The organism is Lactobacillus sp. WILCCON 0058 (assembly GCF_057198005.1).
In genome coordinates this window covers 409,577-426,968 of sequence record NZ_JBUBHM010000001.1, presented here as the reverse complement: position 1 = coordinate 426,968, position 17,392 = coordinate 409,577, and the positions used below count along the sequence as shown (strand labels likewise).

Below are 17,392 nucleotides of genomic sequence, written 5' to 3'. Positions count from 1 at the left end.
GATTTATTTGTTAACTTCTTCAACAGAAATTAAGTGAGCGATTTTCATCAGCGCGCCACGAGTTGCAGCGTTGTCTGGTTGGACAACAGTACTGTTGATCTTGCCTAAGCCGAGAGCTTTAACAACTTTTCTTTGTTCAGGCAGACGGTGGGCAACACTTCTAATTAAAGTAATCTTTAAATCTGTCATCTATAATCTCCCTAATCTTGCAAGCTCTTAGCTGATTCACGAAGCTTCAGAACGTCTTCGCGAGTCTTCAACTTTTGCAGACCATCGATAGTGGCCCGGATAACGTTGATTGGAGTGTTTGAACCCAAAGACTTGGAAGTAACGTCGCCGATACCAGCCATGTCCATAACGATACGTACGGCACCACCAGCTGCAATACCAGAACCGGCTTCAGCTGGCTTAAGCAGAACGTTACCTGAGCCGTAGTGGCCAAGTACTTCGTGAGGAATAGTAGTACCAACAGTTGGAACTGAGATCATGTTCTTCTTGCCGGCTTCGACTGCTTTGCGGATAGCTTCTGGAACTTCAGTTGCCTTACCAGTACCAAAGCCAACGTGACCCTTCTTGTCACCAACGACAACTAAGGCAGCAAATCTTTGACGGCGACCACCCTTAACAACCTTGGTAATCCGGTTGATAGCGACCAGTTGATCTTCGATGTCGTCCTTGTTTCTACGATTTCTTGAATCGTTGCGGTTTGCCATGTGTTAATCTCCTTTCCTAGAATTCTAAGCCGTTTTCACGAGCTGCGTCAGCCAAAGCTTCTACACGACCGTGGTAGATGTAACCACCTCTGTCGAAGACAACTTCAGTGATGCCCTTGGCCTTACCAGCTTCAGCAATGGCCTTGCCAACTGCTTGAGCTTGTTCTACCTTGGTAGCATCCTTTGAAACGGACTTGTCTAAACTTGAGGCACTTGCAAGCGTGACACCCGCTACGTCATCAATCAATTGAGCGTAGATGTTAGTGTTTGAACGGAAAACACTCAAGCGTGGGCGCTCAGCAGTACCAGAAATCTTACCGCGAACACGTCTGTGGCGCTTTAAGCGCAACTTGTTTTTATCTGGTTTTGAAATCACAATTTCACCTCAAAATTATTTTCTATTACTTACCAGTCTTACCTTCCTTGCGGCGAACAACTTCGTCAGCGTAACGGATACCCTTGCCCTTGTAAGGTTCAGGTGAACGTACGGCGCGAATTTCCGCAGCAAATTGGCCGACTACTTGCTTTGAGATACCTTCAACAGTAACGTCAGTTGCTGATGAGGTGGTCACAGTAACGCCTTCTGGGGCCTTCATTTCAACTGGGTGTGAGTAGCCAACGTTCAGAGTCAAGACGTTGTTCTTGGCAACTGCACGGTAACCAACACCGATCAGCTTCAATTCCTTCTTGTAGCCAGTTACGACACCTTCGATCATGTTAGCCAGGTTGGCTCTCATAGTGCCGTGGATAGCCTTGTCATTTTCGTTTGAACGAGTGAAGCGGATTTCACCGTTTTCTTGTTCGAACTTGATGCGTGGGTCGAATTCTCTAGTCAATTCACCCTTTGGGCCCTTAACAGTAATTTCATTACCATTCTTGGTAACAGTGACACTTTCAGGGACTTTAATTACCTTTAAACCAATACGGCTCATTAATTGTTCTCCTTCCTGTCAGAATTACCAAACGTAAGCGATAACTTCGCCGCCGACGTTCTTTTCTCTAGCTTCCTTGTCGGTAAGGATACCAGCTGAAGTTGAAACAATAGCGATACCTAAGCCATTCAAAACCTTTGGCAGGTTGTCAGCTGAAACGTAGTTTCTCAAGCCTGGCTTGGAGATACGCTTCAAACCGGAGATAACACGTTCACCGTTTGGACCGTACTTCAAGGTAACCTTGATTACGCCTTGCTTACCGTCTTCAGTTACTTCGTAGTCACGGATGAAACCTTCTTGCTTCAAGATTTCTGCAAGTGACTTCTTAATGTTTGATGCAGGAATTTCTACTGAATCGTGCTTAGCCATGTTGGCGTTTCTGATTCTAGTCAAAAAGTCTGCGATTGGGTCAGTCAATACCATCTATGCTATCCTCCTTACCGATTTACCAGCTGGCCTTCTTAAGACCAGGAATTTGACCTTTGTGTCCCAATTCCTTCAGGCAAATGCGGCACAAACCAAACTTGCGGTAAACAGAGTGTGGACGCCCACAACGTTCGCAGCGAGTGTATTCACGTGAAGAAAACTTTGCAGGACGGTGATTTCTTACCTTTTGTGATGTCTTAGCCATGTATGTCCTCCAAATTACTTAGCAAATGGCATGCCAAATTGAGTCAAAAGTTCACGAGCTTCTTCATCAGTTTGAGCAGTAGTTACGATAACGATATCCAAACCTCTAGTGCGGTTAACCTTATCGAAGTCGATTTCTGGGAAGATCAATTGTTCCTTAACACCCAGAGTGTAGTTGCCCCGGCCGTCAAATGAACGAGTTGAAACACCACGGAAGTCACGAACACGTGGAAGAGATACGTTGATCAGCTTGCTCAGGAAGTCGTACATTCTGTCACCTCTAAGGGTAACCTTAGCACCGATAGACATACCTTCACGCAAACGGAAGTTGGCGATTGACTTCTTGGCCTTGGTAATCATTGGCTTTTGGCCAGAGATCAGAGTCAATTCTTCAACAGCTTCGTCCAGGTTCTTAGCGTTGGCAACGGCGTCACCAACACCCATGTTCAAAACGATCTTGTCGATCTTTGGTACTTGCATGCTTGAAGTGTAGTTAAACTTCTTAGTCAATGCAGGAACGATTTCTTCGTTGTACTTAGTTGCAAAACTATTAGCCATTAGTGTCCTCCTTCCCTAATTAATCTTTGTTGCTTTCAGCTTTAGCAATAACCTTAACGTTAGAAGCGTGGATTGAGCCTTCAGTTTCAACCACACCGCCGTTGGCATTAGCAGCTGAAGCCTTGGTAGCCTTCTTGATCATGTTAACGCCCTTAACAACAACGCGGTTCTTCTTAACGTTTACAGAAAGGACAGTGCCTTCCTTGCCTTTTTCTGAGCCGGCAATAACTTTTACCTTGTCACCAGTTTTAACGAACATTCGCGCAACTCTCCTTTTACAATACTTCAGGGGCAAGTGAAACGATCTTCATGAAGTCCCCTTCACGGAGTTCACGTGCAACTGGCCCGAAAATACGAGTACCACGAGGGCTCTTGTCAGCGTTGATAATAACAGCTGCGTTTTCGTCAAACTTGATGTATGAACCGTCTTCACGACGAGCGCCTGACTTGGTTCTTACGATAACAGCCTTAACGACGTCACCCTTCTTTACAACACCACCTGGCGTTGCTTGTTTAACAGCTGCGACAACGATGTCACCGATGTTACCGGTCTTGCGCTTTGACCCGCCCATAACGCGGATAACAAGCAATTCACGTGCACCGGAGTTGTCAGCTACCTTCAAACGAGTTTCAGTTTGAATCACTATTAAATCCTCCCTTAGCTAATCCGTAAATTAAACAGATTTCTTAACAATGTCAACTAAACGGAAACGCTTAGTACGTGATAATGGACGGGTTTCCATGATACGAACGATGTCGCCTACCTTGGCTTCGTTATTTTCATCCATAGCGTAGTACTTCTTTGAGTAACGAGTACGCTTGCTGTAAACTGGGTGGTTCTTGTAAGTATCAACTACAACAACGATAGTCTTGTCCATCTTGTCGGAAACGACACGGCCTTGGTAAACGTGGCGGCGGTTTCTTTCGATTGATTCGCTCAAGTTAGTATCTCCCTTCCACTAGTTTTGTTCTAATTCTTTTTCGCTCAAGATAGTCTTGATCCGAGCGATGTTCTTACGGACTTGGCTCAAGCGAGCGGTGTTTTCTAATTGACCGGTAGCTTGTTGGAAACGCAAGTTGAACAATTCTTCCTTGTATTGCTTTTCCTTTGCCAACAATTCATCAGTTGATAATGATCTGATTTCCTTAGTCTTCATTAGTTGCGCCACCTGCTTCCTGGTCTTCTCTCTTCACGAACTTGCACTTAATTGGAAGCTTGCTTGCTGCGAGGCGCATTGCTTCACGAGCAGTTTCTTCTGAAACGCCACCAATTTCGAACATGATCTTTTCTCTCTTAACTACAGCTACCCAACCTGCTGGTGCACCCTTACCGGAACCCATACGTACACCAACACCCTTAGCAGTGTAGGACTTTTGAGGGAAGATTCTGATCCAAACCTTACCACCACGCTTCATGTAACGAGTCATCGCAACACGGGCAGCTTCGATTTGACGGTTGGTAATCCAGTGGGATTCAAGTGCTTCAAGACCGTATTCACCAAATGCTACAGTCTTGCCACCCTTGGCAGCACCACGCATCTTACCACGGAATTCACGACGGTGTTTTACACGCTTTGGTACTAAAGGCATTACTTCTTACCTCCCTTTGAACGCTTTGCAGGTTGATTCTTGCGACCTGGCAAAATTTCGCCACGGTTGATCCAAACCTTAACACCGATTTCGCCGTAGGTAGTAAATGCGTTTACCCATGCGTAGTCGATGTCAGCTCTTAAAGTATGAAGTGGAACACTGCCTTCAGTGTGCCATTCACGGCGAGCCATGTCAGCACCGTTCAAACGGCCTGCAGTTTGTACCTTGATTCCCTTGGCGCCGGCACGCATTGAACGTTGTGCAGCTTGACGGCTGGCACGACGGAAAGCGATACGAGCTTCAAGTTGACGAGCGATGCCGTCAGCAACAAGCTTGGCGTCAAGATCAGGCTTCTTGATTTCAACAATGTTAATGTGAACTTGCTTGTTAGTCAAAGCGTTGATTTCCTTGTTCAAGGCTTCAACTTCAGCGCCGCCCTTACCGATAACCATACCTGGACGAGCAGTGTGGATAGCGATGTTTACACGGTTAGCAGCACGTTCGATTTCAACAGTGGATACGGAGGCATCCTTCAACTTTTCATCGAGGAACTTTCTGATCCGAAGGTCTTCGTTTAAAGTTTCCTTGTAGCCTCTAGCAGCGTACCATTTAGCTTCCCAGTCGCGGTTAACACCAAGACGGAAACCAATTGGGTTAATCTTTGAACCCATTCAAATACCTCCCTTAATCGTTCAATTCTGAAACAACAACAACTACGTGGCTGGTTCTCTTCATGATTGGAGAAGCTGAACCCTTGGCACGTGGACGGAATCTCTTCAAAGTAGCACCTTCGTTTACGTATGCTTCTGATACGTAAAGGTTTGCACTTTCAAGATCGTAGTTGTGTTCTGCGTTGGCAACTGCTGAACGCAAAACCTTTTCAACGATTGGGGAAGCAGCTTTTGGCGTAAACTGTAAAATCGCCAATGCTTCAGCAACGCTCTTACCCCGGATCAAGTCTACAACGAGACGAGCTTTTCTTGGGGCGATACGAACAGTTCTTGCTTCAGCTCTAGCTGAACTAATTTGTTCTGCCATTTAATTGTTTCTCCTTCCTTATTACTTGGATGCCTTGTCGTCAGCCTTGTGGCCGCGGAAGGTTCTAGTAGGTACGAATTCGCCCAGCTTGTGACCAACCATGTCTTCAGTTACGAAAACTGGAACGTGCTTTCTACCGTCGTAAACAGCGATAGTCAACCCTACGAAAGAAGGGAAAATAGTTGAACGACGTGACCAAGTCTTGATAACTTGCTTCTTTTCTGCAGCTTGTTGTTCGTCAACCTTCTTCAAAAGGTGGGCGTCTGCAAAAGGACCCTTTTTAATACTACGGCTCATTTAATTACCCCCTTCTCTTACTTACGACCCTTACGGTGACGGATGATTAACTTTTCACTAGCCTTCTTGCTGTCTCTAGTCTTAACACCACGTGACTTCTTGCCCCATGGAGTCATTGGCTGTGGACGGCCGACAGGTGCCTTACCTTCACCACCACCATGTGGGTGATCGTTAGGGTTCATTACGGAACCACGGGATTGTGGACGCTTGCCCATCCAGCGTGAACGACCAGCCTTACCGATGTTGATCAGGGAGTGTTGTTCGTTGCCGACAGCACCAACAGTAGCACGGCATTCTGAAAGGATTTCACGAACTTCGCCAGATTGCAGACGAACTTGAGTGTACTTGCCGTCAACACCCAAAACTTGAGCTGAAGTACCAGCACTACGTGCGATTTGGCCACCCTTGCCTGGCTTCAGTTCGATGTTGTGAACTTCAGTACCAGTTGGGATGTTCTTCAGTGGCAATGCGTTACCAACCTTGATGTCGGCATCTGCGCCTGATTCTACCCATGAACCTACAGTCAAGCCCTTAGGAGCCAAGATGTAAGCCTTAGTACCATCAGTGTAGTGCAGCAAGGCGATGTTTGCTGAACGGTTTGGATCGTATTCGATTGCGACAACCTTAGCCTTAACGTTGTCCTTAGTACGCTTGAAATCGATGATACGGTATTGTTGCTTGTGACCGCCGCCACGGTGTCTTACAGTAATGTGACCGTATGAGTTACGACCTGCAGTCTTTGACTTAGAAGCAAGCAAAGTCTTTTCAGGCTTTGACTTAGTGATTTCTGCAAAGTCAGAAGAAGTCATATTACGACGACCGTTTGATGTTGGCTTGTAAACTTTAATAGCCAATTGACTGACCTCCTAATTACTTGATTTATTCGTTGTTTTCGTCTTTGAAAATCTTGATGTCGTTTGAATCTTCAGTTAAAGCAACGATAGCCTTTCTGCGACGGGCAGTCTTGCCAGTGTAGCGGCCAACGCGCTTTTCCTTGCCGCGAACGTTCATGATGTTCACGCTCTTAACCTTAACATCGAAGATTTCTTCAATAGCGTCGCGAACTTGAAGCTTGGTAGCAGTTAAGGCCACGTCGAAAGTGTACTTCTTGCTGTCCATCAAGTCGGCTGACTTTTCAGTGATAACAGGTCTTAAGATAATGTCGCGTGCGTCCATTAAGCCAATACCTCCTCAATCTTCTTAACGTCGTCTTGAGTCAAAACGAGCTTGTCGTAGTTAACAGCGTCTTCAACGTTCAAGCCGTTAACTGGAACAACCTTAACCTTTGGCAGGTTCTTAGCTGAAAGTTGTACGTTCTTGTCGTCTGAAACAACCAGAACCTTGCCTTCAAGCTTCAAGCCGTTCAAGATTGCAACGAAGTCCTTAGTCTTAGGAGCGTCCAGAGTCAGCTTGTCCAGAACTACCAAGTTTTGGTCAAGGAGCTTTTGTGACAAGACAGACTTGATAGCCAGACGGCGTTGCTTTCTTGGCATGCTGTAAGCGTAGGAACGTGGAGTAGGCCCAAAGACAACACCACCGCCGCGCCATTGTGGAGCACGGATTGAACCTTGACGAGCACGACCAGTACCCTTTTGTCTCCAAGGCTTCTTACCACCACCGCGAACGGCAGATCTGTTCTTCACCTTAGAGGTACCCTGACGCTTGCCAGCTCTTTGTCTGATGATTGCATCAAAGACAACAGCTTCGTTTGGTTCAACGCTAAATACGTTGTCGTTTAAAGTTACTTCACCAGCGTTGTTGCCGTTTTGATCCATAAGTTTGAAATTAGCCATTTGAGTCCTCCTTCCTACTTGCTAGCCTTTGCAGATGACTTAACAACGATCAATGAGTTCTTGGCACCTGGCACGTTACCCTTGATCATCAAGACGTTCTTGTCTGCAACAACTTTTTCTACTACTAAGTTTTCAATAGTAACAGTCTTCACACCCATGTGACCTGGCAACTTCTTGCCCTTTGGCACGCGGTTGATGATTGAACCCATTGAACCTGGAATTCTGTGGTAACGGGAACCGTGAGTTTCAGGACCACGTGATTGGTGGTGGCGCTTGATGTTACCTTGGTAGCCATGACCTCTTGAAGTACCAGTAACGTTGACAACGTCACCTTCCTTGAACGTCTCCACAGTAACTTCTGAGCCGACTTCGTAGTCACTAAGCTCTACTCCGCGGAGTTCACGAATGAAGCGCTTAGGTGAAGTCTTTGCCTTATCAGCATGACCTTTTTCTGGCTTGTTGCTCAAAACTTCACGCTTGTCTTGGTAGCCCAATTGTACAGCTTCGTAACCGTCGTTTTCTACAGTCTTAACTTGCATAACAACGTTTGGAGTTGCTTCAATAACAGTTACTGGTACAAGAACACCATCTTTAGTGAAGATTTGAGTCATGCCAACTTTTCTTCCTAAGATTCCTTTGGTCATGATTACACCTCTTTCTATCTAAAAATTAAAGCTTGATTTCGATGTCTACGCCGCTTGGCAGATCGAGCTTCATCAATGAGTCAACCGTCTTAGGGGTTGGGTTCAAGATGTCGATCAGGCGCTTGTGGGTCCGCATTTCGAATTGTTCACGTGAGTCCTTGTTCTTGTGTGGTGAACGCAGAACAGTGAACAAAGTTCTTTCAGTTGGAAGCGGAACTGGACCTGAGATTTCAGCGCCAGTTCTCTTCGCAGTGTCCACAATCTTAGCAGCTGATTCATCGAGAATGCTGTGTTCGTAAGACTTTAATCTAATACGAATCTTTTCATTTGCCATCTAATTACCTCCTATACGTCTTCTTTAAAAGATGACTAGCTCGGCGAAAATTCCCTGCACAACCACTGTGGCAATGCAGCCTGGTGTGCCGCAACCTTCCGCGTCGAAGCTAACTACAATTTGTACTCAGAGGGCATCTTCCCTCTCAAAAGCACTTTATCTAGTATAAGGCCTTAAGCCTTAAATAGCAAGGGTTTAGCCCGATTTTTTTAGAAAAAGTTTTCTGGAATTGCTTTCGTTTTGCGGAGAATTTTTTCTTTCCTTTTTAAAATATTTCCAGAAGAGAATTTTTTCTTAAAAAATACAAAAAATCCTAGCAAGGACATAAAATATCTTTGCTAGGATTTCTGTTTTGGTCTAAATCAAGGCTTAGATCATGCTAGGAAGCATTAAGCGTTGCCGCCGCGCTTCTTGATGATTTCAGCTTGGATTGACTTAGGACATGGTGAGTAGTGGTCCATAACCATCGTGAAGGTACCACGGCCTTGAGTGGATGAACGCAGAGTAGTTGCGTAACCAAACATTTCTGACAATGGAACCATCGCGTTGATAACCTTGGCACCTGCCCGGTCTTCCATACCTTCCATTTGGCCACGACGAGCAGTGATTGAGCCCATAACGTCACCAAGGTATTCTTCTGGAGCGATGACTTGAACCTTCATGATTGGTTCAAGGATAACAGCGCCGGCCTTTGCAGCAGCGTTCTTCAAAGCCAATGATGCGGCAACCTTGAAGGCAGCTTCACTTGAGTCGACTTCGTGGTATGAACCGTCGTACAGCTTAGCCTTAACGTCGATCAATGGGTAGCCAGCCAGAACACCGTTCTTCATGGCTTCTTGCAGACCAGCGTCAACTGATGGGATGTATTCACGAGGAACTACACCACCGACAATGGCGTCTTCGAATTCGTAACCCTTGCCTTCGTTTGGAGTAAATTCGATCCAAACGTCACCGTATTGACCCTTACCACCGGACTGACGAACAAACTTACCTTGAGCTTGAGTCGGTACAGTGAAGGTTTCACGGTAGGCAACTTGTGGTTCACCGATGGTTGCTTCAACGTTGAATTCACGCTTCATACGTTCAACCATGATGTCCAGGTGAAGTTCACCCATCCCGGAGATCAAAGTTTCACCAGTTTCTGGGTTGGTTTCAGCCCGGAAAGTTGGGTCTTCTTCAGTCAGCTTTTGCAAAGCGACGTCCATCTTGTCCCGGTCAGCCTTTGACTTAGGTTCAACTGAAACTTGGATAACTGGAGCTGGGATGTCCAGGCTTTCCAGAATCAATGGGTGAGCTGGGTCAGTCAAAGAGTCACCAGTAGTGGTGTTCTTCAAACCGATGGCACCAGCGATGTCACCTGAGAAGACTTCTGGGATTTCAGTACGTGAGTTGGCGTGCATTTGCAGCAAACGACCAACACGTTCACGTTGGTTCTTTGAAGCGTTCAATACGTAAGAACCTGATTCCAATGAACCAGTGTAGACACGGATGAAAGTCAAACGACCAACAAATGGGTCAGTAGCGATCTTGAAGGCCAAAGCTGCGAATGGCTTGTTGTCGTCAGCCAGCAGTTCAACTTCGTTGCCGTCCTTGTCGTGGGCGATGTAAGGCTTAACGTCAAGTGGTGATGGCAGGTAGTCAACAACACCGTCAAGCATCATTTGCACACCCTTGTTCTTGAAGGCTGAACCAGCAAATACTGGGAAGGCCTTCAAATCCAAAGTTGCCCGACGCAAAGCAGCCTTAAGTTCTTCGTTGGTAATTTCTTCACCGCCAAGGAACTTTTCCATGATGTCGTCGTCAACTTCAGCGATCTCTTCGATCATTTCTTCACGACGGCTTTCGGCTTCTTCCTTGTATTCGTCTGGAACTGGAATAGTTTCCCAGTTTGCGCCCAGCTTGTCTTCGTCGTAGACGTCGGCAACCATGTCGAACAAGTCGATAACGCCTTCGAATTGGTCTTCAGCACCGATAGGCATTTGAACGGCGATAGCGTTAGCGTTCAAACGTTCGTGCAGACTCTTAACTGAGAAGTCGAAGTTGGCACCGATCTTGTCCATCTTGTTAACGAAGACGATCCGCGGAACACCGTAGTTTTCAGCTTGACGCCAAACGTTTTCAGTTTGTGGTTCAACACCTGATTGAGCGTCCAGAACAGTTACGGCGCCGTCAAGGACACGCAGGGAACGTTCAACTTCGATAGTGAAGTCGACGTGTCCTGGGGTGTCGATGATGTTGATCCGGTGGTCCTTCCATTGCGCAGTAGTGGCTGCGGAAGTGATCGTGATCCCACGTTCCTTTTCTTCTTCCATCCAGTCCATTTGGGAGTCACCTTCGTGAGTTTCACCAATCTTGTGGATCTTACCAGTGTAGTAAAGGATACGTTCAGTAGTAGTAGTCTTACCGGCGTCGATGTGGGCCATGATACCGATGTTGCGAGTCTTCTCTAATGAGAATTCACGTTTGTTAGCCATAATTTTCTATCTCCTTAGATAACGAGCACTAGATTAGAAACGGTAGTGAGCGAAGGCACGGTTGGCTTCTGCCATACGGTGCACGTCTTCACGCTTCTTAACGGCTGAACCAGTGTTGTTTGAGGCATCGATCAATTCGTTTGCCAAACGTTCATCCATAGTGTGTTCGTTACGCAGGCGGGAGTATGAAACAAGCCAACGCAATGCCAAAGTAGTTTGTCTTTCTGGACGAACTTCTACAGGAACTTGGTAGTTAGAACCACCGATACGGCGAGCCTTAACTTCCAAAACTGGCTTAACGTTGTTCATGGCTTCTTCAAAGACGTCCATTGGTTCCTTGCCAGTCTTGTCCTTGATGATGTCAAAAGCATCGTACAAGATTGATGAAGCTTGAGCTCTCTTACCATCCTTCATCAAGTGGTTGATCAGCTTAGTAACCAGCTTTGAGTTGTAAACTGGGTCTGCTAAAACGTCTCTCTTTGAAACATGACCTTTTCTTGGCATTATTTAAGTCCTCCTTTAACCCTTCTTAGCACCGTACTTGGAACGAGCTTGCTTTCTGCCGTCAACACCAGCAGTGTCAAGGGCACCACGAACGATGTGGTAACGTACACCAGGAAGGTCCTTTACACGGCCCCCACGGATCAGGACAACTGAGTGTTCTTGCAAGTTGTGGCCTTCACCTGGGATGTAGGCAGTAACTTCAGTCAAGTTTGAAAGACGTACACGGGCGTACTTACGCAAAGCTGAGTTAGGCTTCTTTGGCGTCATAGTACCGACACGAGTCGCAACCCCACGCATTTGTGGTGCTGGGTTGAAGACTTGTTCCTTCTTCATGCTGTTGTAGCTGTAGTTCAAGGCTGGTGACTTTGACTTAGTAGTCTTTGAGTGACGGCCTTTTCTAACCAATTGATTAATGGTTGGCATTAACTAGTTCCTCCTAAATTTATATATCATTTTGTTCACATATCCGGGAGTTTCTTTTTTGCCTCGCGGAGTAATCTTCAAAACATACATCTGTTAGTATACTCCATTTGCCAGCCAATGCAAAGCTTTTTTTCAAGAATTTCCTGTCTGGAAAAAGCTGCGCTTCTTCACGCGATGACAGCGTTTTCCATCTATGCTAAGATTGGTTTTAGACGAAAAATATTAATTTGCAGTTAGTAGAAATGAAAAAATGAGGTAAAAAATGATCAAATTAATTGCAATCGATACTGACGGCACCCTGCTCAACTCACAAGGGCAAATCCAGTCCAGCAGCAAAGAAGCCATCTCTAAGGCACTTGAACGCGGCGTTAAGGTCGTCCTTTGCTCCGGCCGGCCAATTGCCGGCTTGGCCCCTTACATGGATGAGCTGGGGATTAAGGGCGAAGACCAGTACGCCGTGACTTTAAACGGGGCAATCAGCCGCAAGGCCAGCGGGGAAATCATGACCAGCGACTTGATCGCCAACTCAGTTTACCGGCAGCTGACGGCCTACGCCCTGTCTTTAAAGCTTCCCTTCAATATCGTTGACTTTGAATCCCGGATCATCACACCTAACCACGACATTGACCCGATGGTTTACCAGCAGGCTTACGAAAACCAGGCCGTCCTTTACGTCAGAAATGTCGAAGACTTCCCGGAAAAGGGCCAGGCTATCGCCAAGGCCTGCTTTGTCGGCAGCGAAGCTCTTTTGGACAGAGTTGAAGACCAGGTCAAGGAAGACTGGGGACAAGACTTCAACGTTCTGCGGACTGACGCCCGCTTCCTTGAATTGCTCAATCCCAAGGTTAATAAAGGCCAAGGACTGAAAGAACTCTGCGGCCGGCTGGAAATCGCGCCAGAAGAAGTCATGGCCATCGGCGATGAGAGAAACGACTTAGACATGTTTGCTTTTGCCGGCACCAGCATAGCCATGGGCAACGGCAATGACTTGGTCAAGCAAGCTGCTGACTATGTGACCGCAAGCAATGATAAAGACGGGATTGCCCAGGCTTTGGAAAAATTCGTGCTGAACAATTAAAACTGATTTTCCCTACCATCTAAATTTTTTGCCTTTTAAAAAAATATTGGCCAAAAAGGTGTAATAGTAATTGGAGGGAAAAATATGCTCAGCAAAATCATATCTTTATCTTGCGGTCTTTTGGCAGCTCTCATTGCCGACCGCTACCGTTATAATACCTTTCTTGAGTGTAAAAGCTGGCCGGCGGATGACCTGCCTTACATCATCCTGGCCGGCAATTTATCGGTTCATACTGACTCCAATTTTGAAGATTTTGGCATTTTCCTACCGTTTCTAATCAACTTATTTTTAATGGTCGTCAGCGACCTGCATGAACAGTCTTTTGATACTTACCTGCTCGTCGTGCCGCTGGTCACCGGGCTGATACAGTTTTTTCAGGCACCAAATACTGAAGGCCTGGGGCAGGCTGCCTTTTTTCTGGCAGTCTTGGTCTGGCTTGCTTTTACAGGGAAAATGGGCAGCGGGGACGTCTGGTTTTATATAATTACGGTCCTAAACTTCTCTGGCCTTGTTGCCCTAAAGAGTTTCTTGCTTGCCTCCCTGCTCGCCATCGCCCACGCGCTTTGGCAAAAGCGGCCAGGTAAAGAACCCTTCGCCTTCCTGCCCTACTTATTCTGGGGCCTCAACCTCCAATTTTTCCTTTAGGGCAAAACAAAAAACGTTCGGATGACTTTGAGCCATTCGAACGTTTTTTGTTAATCAAACTGAATTACTTGCTTTCAGTTTCCTTGTTTTCGTCTTCCATCTTCTTTTCCAGGTCAGCGATTGAGTAAACTGAGTCTGGTTGTTGAACATCGGCCTTTGGCACTTGGTCGCGGTAAATTGGCATACCAGTACCAGCTGGGATGATCTTCCCGATGATGACGTTTTCCTTCAAACCAAGAAGCGGGTCGTTCTTGCCGCGGATTGACGCGTCGGTAAGAACACGGGTGGTTTCCTGGAAGGAAGCAGCTGACAGGAAACTGTTGGTTTCCAAGGCAGCCTTGGTGATACCCAGAATGTCAGCCTGGGCAGTAGCCGGGATCCCGCCACTGATGATGACGTCACGGTTTCTGTCGCGGAATTCAGCGATGTCCATGACTTCACCTGGCAAGATGTCGGTTTCACCTGGGTCAAGAACCCGGACCTTCTGCAGCATCTGTCTGGTCAAGACTTCGGCGTGCTTGTCGGCCAGATCAACACCCTGAGTCCGGTATGACTTCTGGACTTCAGCCAGGATGTATTCTTCAGTCGTCAAGGTGTCAGTTACCTTGATCAATTCCTTAGGGTCGATAGAACCAGGGATCAGCTTGTCACCACGGTGGATTTCATCACCTTCCTGAACTGCTGGCTTAGCAGTGTAAGGAATGGTGTAGACTCTGGTGTCGATCTTGCCCTTAACGGTGATTTCCTGCAAGTGTTCAGCCGCGTTGCTTTCGATCTTGTCAACAACACCGTCAACTTCAGAGATGACCGCGCGACCCTTAGGGTTGCGGGCTTCGAACAATTCTTGCACACGAGGCAGACCTTGAGTGATGTCTTCTGCGCCGGCAACACCACCGGTGTGGAAAGTACGCAGGGTCAGCTGGGTACCTGGTTCACCGATTGACTGAGCGGCAACCGTACCAACTGCTTCACCGATTTCAACTTCTTCGGCAGTGGCCAGGTTCCGGCCGTAACACTTCCGGCAGATACCGTGGGAAGTGTTGCAAGTCAGGATTGACCGGATTTGGACTTCCTGCACGCCAGCGTCAACGATCTTCTGCGCCATTTGTTCATCCATCAGGACGCCCTTAGGGCAGATGACTTCACCGGTTTGCGGGTCACGGACAGTCCGATTGGTAAAGCGGCCTACCAGACGGTCGTAAAGTGATTCGATCAAGCCGGCATCCTTGTCAACGATGGCCTTGGCAGTAATGCCGCGGTCAGTGCCACAGTCGTCTTCACGGATGATAACGTCCTGGGCAACGTCTACCAGACGACGGGTCAGGTAACCAGACTGGGCGGTCTTCAAGGCCGTGTCAGTCATCCCCTTCCGGGCGCCGTGAGTGGACATGAACAGTTCCAGAACGGTCAGACCTTCCTTGAAGTTGGAGATAACCGGGATTTCGAACAATTCACCACTTGGAGTGGCCATCAAACCACGCATACCAGCCAGCTGGGTAAAGTTGGAGATGTTACCACGGGCACCAGACTGCTGCATGACGGAGATTGGGTTCTTTTGGTCCTTGAATTCGGCAATTTCCTGTTGAACGGCATCCTTACAGTCAGTCCAGATCTTGATGATGTTGTCGTGACGTTCCTTGTCGGACAGCTTGCCCCGGCGGAACATCTTGGATACCTGCTTAACCTGCTTGCGGGCTTCAGCAACCAAGGCATCCTTGGTCTTGGTTTCCGGAACGTCGGCCATACCGATAGTCAAGCCGGAGATAGTTGAAGCTGAGTAGCCCATTTCCTTCAAGTCGTCCAGGTATTCAGAAGTTCTTTGTACCCGGTAGCGCTTGTAGATTTCAGAAATAGTGTCACCCAGGAAGCCCTTCTTGAATGGGGTAGCCACCAGGTCCTGGCCAACTTCAGCAATCTTGTCGTGGATATCCTGGCCGTCTTCCAGGAAGTACTTGTCAGCCATTGGCTGCTTCAAGTTGTCCTGGGTTGGTTCGTTGATGTAGAAGTAGTCGTCTGGGAAGAGGGAGTTGAAGACCAAGCGGCCGTAAGTAGTTACGAAAATGCTGTCTTCGTGGCCCGCGCCCCAGTCCTTCTTCGGCATTGAAGCTGCTGACACACCGATGATGGTGTGGTAGTGAATGTCGCCGTTGTTGTAGGCAATGGTTGCTTCTTCTGGAGTAGCAAAGATCATGCCTTCGCCTTCCCGGCCGATTTCAGCCTGGGTCAGCCAGTAGTTACCCAAAACGATGTCCTGGGACGGAGTAACGATTGGCGTACCGTCCTTAGGAGTCAAAATGTGGTGGGCAGCCAGCATCAAGAGGCGGGATTCAGCTACAGCTTCGTCTGACAGCGGCACGTGGATGGCCATCTGGTCACCGTCGAAGTCGGCGTTGTATGCTTCACAAGCCAGTGGGTGCAAACGCAGGGCCTTGCCTGGGACCAAAACTGGTTCAAAGGCCTGGATTGACAGACGGTGCAGGGTAGGTGCCCGGTTCAAAAGAACTGGACGTTCCTTAATGACGTATTCCAATACGTCCCAGATGTCGTCGTCTTCACGGTCGATCTTGCGCTTGGCGTTCTTGATGTTGGAAGCAATACCCCGACGGACAAGTTCCCGCATAACGAATGGCTTGAACAATTCCAGAGCCATTGGACGCGGAACACCGCATTGGTAAAGCTTCAGCTTTGGAGAAACGTCGATAACTGAACGGCCGGAGTAGTCAACACGCTTACCAAGCAAGTTTTGACGGAAACGCCCTTGCTTACCCTTCAGCATGTGTGAGATAGACTTCAGTGGCCGGTTGCCTGGCCCAACAACTGGGCGGCCCCGGCGGCCGTTGTCGATCAAAGCGTCAACTGCTTCTTGCAGCATCCGCTCTTCGTTTTGCACGATCAAGCCAGGAGCGTGCATGTCCAGCAGCTTCTTCAACCGGTTGTTACGGTTGATAACCCGGCGGTAAAGGTCGTTCAAGTCTGAAGTGGCGAAACGGCCACCTTCCAGTTGAACCATTGGCCGCAAGTCCGGCGGAATAACCGGAACAGTTTCCATAACCATCCATTCAGGCTTGTTGCCGCTGTTTCTGAAGGCATCAAGGATGTCCAGCCGGCGGATGGCCCGGGTCCGCTTTTGCCCCTTCAAGGTTTGCAGTTCTGCCTTAAGGGCAGTAACTTCCTTGTCCAGGTCAACCTGCTTAAGCAGGTCGCGGATAGCTTCGGCACCCATCTTGGCTACGAAGCGGTTGCCGTACTTGGCCTTTTCTTCCCGGTATTCAGCTTCAGTCAAGAGCTGCTTGGCTTCCAGGCCAGTGTCACCTGGATCGATGACAATGTAGGCCGCGAAGTAGATGACTTCTTCCAATTGCTTTGGAGATACGTCCAAAACCAGCCCCATTCTTGACGGAATACCCTTGAAGTACCAAATGTGGGTTACAGGAGCAGCCAATTCGATGTGGCCCATCCGTTCCCGGCGCACGTGAGAGGTCGTTACTTCAACCCCGCACCGGTCACAGACGATCCCCTTGTAGCGAACGCCCTTGTACTTGCCACAGGCACAAGCGTAGTCCTTGGTCGGCCCGAAGATCCGTTCATCGAACAGACCGTCTTTTTCTGGCTTCAAAGTCCGGTAGTTGATGGTTTCCGGCTTCTTAACTTCCCCGTAAGACCAACTTCTGATCTTGTTTGGTGAAGCCAAACCAATCTGCATGCTTTCAAACTTATTTACGTCGATCAAAGTTTAACC

Annotated in this window: 26 protein-coding genes; 2 read left to right on the top strand and 24 right to left on the bottom strand. The window is 47.8% G+C overall.

Annotated elements, in window-relative coordinates; genetic code table 11:
* Nucleotides 1-3: 3 nt before the first annotated feature.
* From rpmD to rpsL, 23 genes are all read right to left on the bottom strand, one after another.
* On the bottom strand, nucleotides 4-189 hold the full coding sequence (gene rpmD, locus ACYVUU_RS02075; protein WP_002878183.1) for a 50S ribosomal protein L30: 186 nt from the start codon (nucleotides 187-189) through the stop codon (nucleotides 4-6).
* An 11-nt stretch (nucleotides 190-200) separates the two neighbouring features.
* On the bottom strand, nucleotides 201-713 hold the full coding sequence (rpsE, locus tag ACYVUU_RS02070) for a 30S ribosomal protein S5 (protein WP_270447286.1): 513 nt from the start codon (nucleotides 711-713) through the stop codon (nucleotides 201-203).
* A 16-nt stretch (nucleotides 714-729) separates the two neighbouring features.
* A complete protein-coding gene (gene rplR, locus ACYVUU_RS02065) occupies nucleotides 730-1,089 on the bottom strand; it encodes a 50S ribosomal protein L18 (RefSeq protein WP_270447284.1) in 360 nt (119 codons plus the stop codon).
* 25 nt (nucleotides 1,090-1,114) lie between these two features.
* On the bottom strand, nucleotides 1,115-1,645 hold the full coding sequence (gene rplF / locus ACYVUU_RS02060; RefSeq protein WP_484499263.1) for a 50S ribosomal protein L6: 531 nt from the start codon (nucleotides 1,643-1,645) through the stop codon (nucleotides 1,115-1,117).
* A gap of 24 nt (nucleotides 1,646-1,669) precedes the next feature.
* Nucleotides 1,670-2,068, bottom strand: a complete 399-nt coding sequence (gene rpsH / locus ACYVUU_RS02055) for a 30S ribosomal protein S8 (protein ID WP_270447282.1) — start codon at nucleotides 2,066-2,068, stop codon at nucleotides 1,670-1,672.
* Between the two features lie 22 nt (nucleotides 2,069-2,090).
* Nucleotides 2,091-2,276, bottom strand: coding sequence for a type Z 30S ribosomal protein S14 (locus ACYVUU_RS02050; RefSeq protein WP_002878192.1), 186 nt, complete (start codon nucleotides 2,274-2,276; stop codon nucleotides 2,091-2,093).
* Nucleotides 2,277-2,290: 14 nt separating this feature from the next.
* Nucleotides 2,291-2,833, bottom strand: a complete 543-nt coding sequence (rplE, locus tag ACYVUU_RS02045; RefSeq protein WP_003620844.1) for a 50S ribosomal protein L5 — start codon at nucleotides 2,831-2,833, stop codon at nucleotides 2,291-2,293.
* Nucleotides 2,834-2,852: 19 nt separating this feature from the next.
* Nucleotides 2,853-3,092 (bottom strand): 50S ribosomal protein L24, encoded by a 240-nt coding sequence (gene rplX, locus ACYVUU_RS02040; protein WP_050889557.1) that lies wholly within the window; start codon nucleotides 3,090-3,092, stop codon nucleotides 2,853-2,855.
* A gap of 16 nt (nucleotides 3,093-3,108) precedes the next feature.
* On the bottom strand, nucleotides 3,109-3,477 hold the full coding sequence (gene rplN, locus ACYVUU_RS02035; RefSeq protein ID WP_002878195.1) for a 50S ribosomal protein L14: 369 nt from the start codon (nucleotides 3,475-3,477) through the stop codon (nucleotides 3,109-3,111).
* A 30-nt stretch (nucleotides 3,478-3,507) separates the two neighbouring features.
* Nucleotides 3,508-3,774 (bottom strand): 30S ribosomal protein S17, encoded by a 267-nt coding sequence (gene rpsQ / locus ACYVUU_RS02030; RefSeq protein WP_002878196.1) that lies wholly within the window; start codon nucleotides 3,772-3,774, stop codon nucleotides 3,508-3,510.
* 18 nt (nucleotides 3,775-3,792) lie between these two features.
* Complete coding sequence (rpmC, locus tag ACYVUU_RS02025; protein WP_002878201.1) at nucleotides 3,793-3,990, bottom strand: 50S ribosomal protein L29; 198 nt, start codon at nucleotides 3,988-3,990, stop codon at nucleotides 3,793-3,795.
* Entirely contained in the window at nucleotides 3,980-4,423 is a 444-nt protein-coding gene (gene rplP / locus ACYVUU_RS02020) for a 50S ribosomal protein L16 (protein WP_002878205.1), read from the bottom strand. Before rplP ends, rpmC begins: the two co-directional genes overlap by 11 nt.
* Nucleotides 4,423-5,094, bottom strand: a complete 672-nt coding sequence (rpsC, locus tag ACYVUU_RS02015) for a 30S ribosomal protein S3 (RefSeq protein WP_260264692.1) — start codon at nucleotides 5,092-5,094, stop codon at nucleotides 4,423-4,425. Before rpsC ends, rplP begins: the two co-directional genes overlap by 1 nt.
* A 13-nt stretch (nucleotides 5,095-5,107) precedes the next feature.
* Nucleotides 5,108-5,461: a 50S ribosomal protein L22 gene (rplV, locus tag ACYVUU_RS02010; protein WP_201330233.1), complete on the bottom strand. Its 354-nt coding sequence runs from the start codon at nucleotides 5,459-5,461 to the stop codon at nucleotides 5,108-5,110.
* A 21-nt stretch (nucleotides 5,462-5,482) separates the two neighbouring features.
* The gene (gene rpsS / locus ACYVUU_RS02005; RefSeq protein WP_003620834.1) at nucleotides 5,483-5,758 is read right to left on the bottom strand and encodes a 30S ribosomal protein S19; all 276 of its coding nucleotides are present in this window, start codon (nucleotides 5,756-5,758) and stop codon (nucleotides 5,483-5,485) included.
* A 17-nt stretch (nucleotides 5,759-5,775) separates the two neighbouring features.
* Entirely contained in the window at nucleotides 5,776-6,612 is an 837-nt protein-coding gene (rplB, locus tag ACYVUU_RS02000) for a 50S ribosomal protein L2 (RefSeq protein ID WP_484499264.1), read from the bottom strand.
* Between the two features lie 25 nt (nucleotides 6,613-6,637).
* A complete protein-coding gene (gene rplW, locus ACYVUU_RS01995) occupies nucleotides 6,638-6,934 on the bottom strand; it encodes a 50S ribosomal protein L23 (RefSeq protein WP_002878211.1) in 297 nt (98 codons plus the stop codon).
* Entirely contained in the window at nucleotides 6,934-7,551 is a 618-nt protein-coding gene (rplD, locus tag ACYVUU_RS01990; RefSeq protein WP_002878213.1) for a 50S ribosomal protein L4, read from the bottom strand. Before rplD ends, rplW begins: the two co-directional genes overlap by 1 nt.
* A 14-nt stretch (nucleotides 7,552-7,565) precedes the next feature.
* A complete protein-coding gene (rplC, locus tag ACYVUU_RS01985; RefSeq protein WP_002878214.1) occupies nucleotides 7,566-8,195 on the bottom strand; it encodes a 50S ribosomal protein L3 in 630 nt (209 codons plus the stop codon).
* Nucleotides 8,196-8,220: 25 nt separating this feature from the next.
* On the bottom strand, nucleotides 8,221-8,529 hold the full coding sequence (rpsJ, locus tag ACYVUU_RS01980; protein ID WP_008460094.1) for a 30S ribosomal protein S10: 309 nt from the start codon (nucleotides 8,527-8,529) through the stop codon (nucleotides 8,221-8,223).
* Nucleotides 8,530-8,918: 389 nt separating this feature from the next.
* The gene (fusA, locus tag ACYVUU_RS01975; RefSeq protein ID WP_484499265.1) at nucleotides 8,919-11,003 is read right to left on the bottom strand and encodes an elongation factor G; all 2,085 of its coding nucleotides are present in this window, start codon (nucleotides 11,001-11,003) and stop codon (nucleotides 8,919-8,921) included.
* Between the two features lie 33 nt (nucleotides 11,004-11,036).
* Nucleotides 11,037-11,507 carry a 30S ribosomal protein S7 gene (gene rpsG, locus ACYVUU_RS01970; protein ID WP_002878218.1) on the bottom strand — a complete coding sequence of 157 codons (471 nt, stop codon included), beginning with the start codon at nucleotides 11,505-11,507 and terminating at the stop codon, nucleotides 11,037-11,039.
* Nucleotides 11,508-11,522: 15 nt separating this feature from the next.
* The gene (gene rpsL / locus ACYVUU_RS01965) at nucleotides 11,523-11,930 is read right to left on the bottom strand and encodes a 30S ribosomal protein S12 (RefSeq protein WP_003613306.1); all 408 of its coding nucleotides are present in this window, start codon (nucleotides 11,928-11,930) and stop codon (nucleotides 11,523-11,525) included.
* Between the two features lie 262 nt (nucleotides 11,931-12,192).
* On the opposite strand from rpsL, the gene ACYVUU_RS01960 reads away from it, so the two are divergent.
* Together ACYVUU_RS01960 and ACYVUU_RS01955 are read left to right on the top strand one after the other, a co-directional pair.
* Nucleotides 12,193-13,008, top strand: coding sequence for a Cof-type HAD-IIB family hydrolase (locus ACYVUU_RS01960; protein ID WP_439774788.1), 816 nt, complete (start codon nucleotides 12,193-12,195; stop codon nucleotides 13,006-13,008).
* An 84-nt stretch (nucleotides 13,009-13,092) separates the two neighbouring features.
* Entirely contained in the window at nucleotides 13,093-13,653 is a 561-nt protein-coding gene (locus ACYVUU_RS01955; RefSeq protein WP_439774789.1) for a hypothetical protein, read from the top strand.
* Between the two features lie 64 nt (nucleotides 13,654-13,717).
* On the opposite strand, the gene rpoC is transcribed toward ACYVUU_RS01955, so the two are convergent.
* Nucleotides 13,718-17,383 carry a DNA-directed RNA polymerase subunit beta' gene (gene rpoC / locus ACYVUU_RS01950; RefSeq protein ID WP_484499802.1) on the bottom strand — a complete coding sequence of 1,222 codons (3,666 nt, stop codon included), beginning with the start codon at nucleotides 17,381-17,383 and terminating at the stop codon, nucleotides 13,718-13,720.
* Nucleotides 17,384-17,392: the final 9 nt, after the last annotated feature.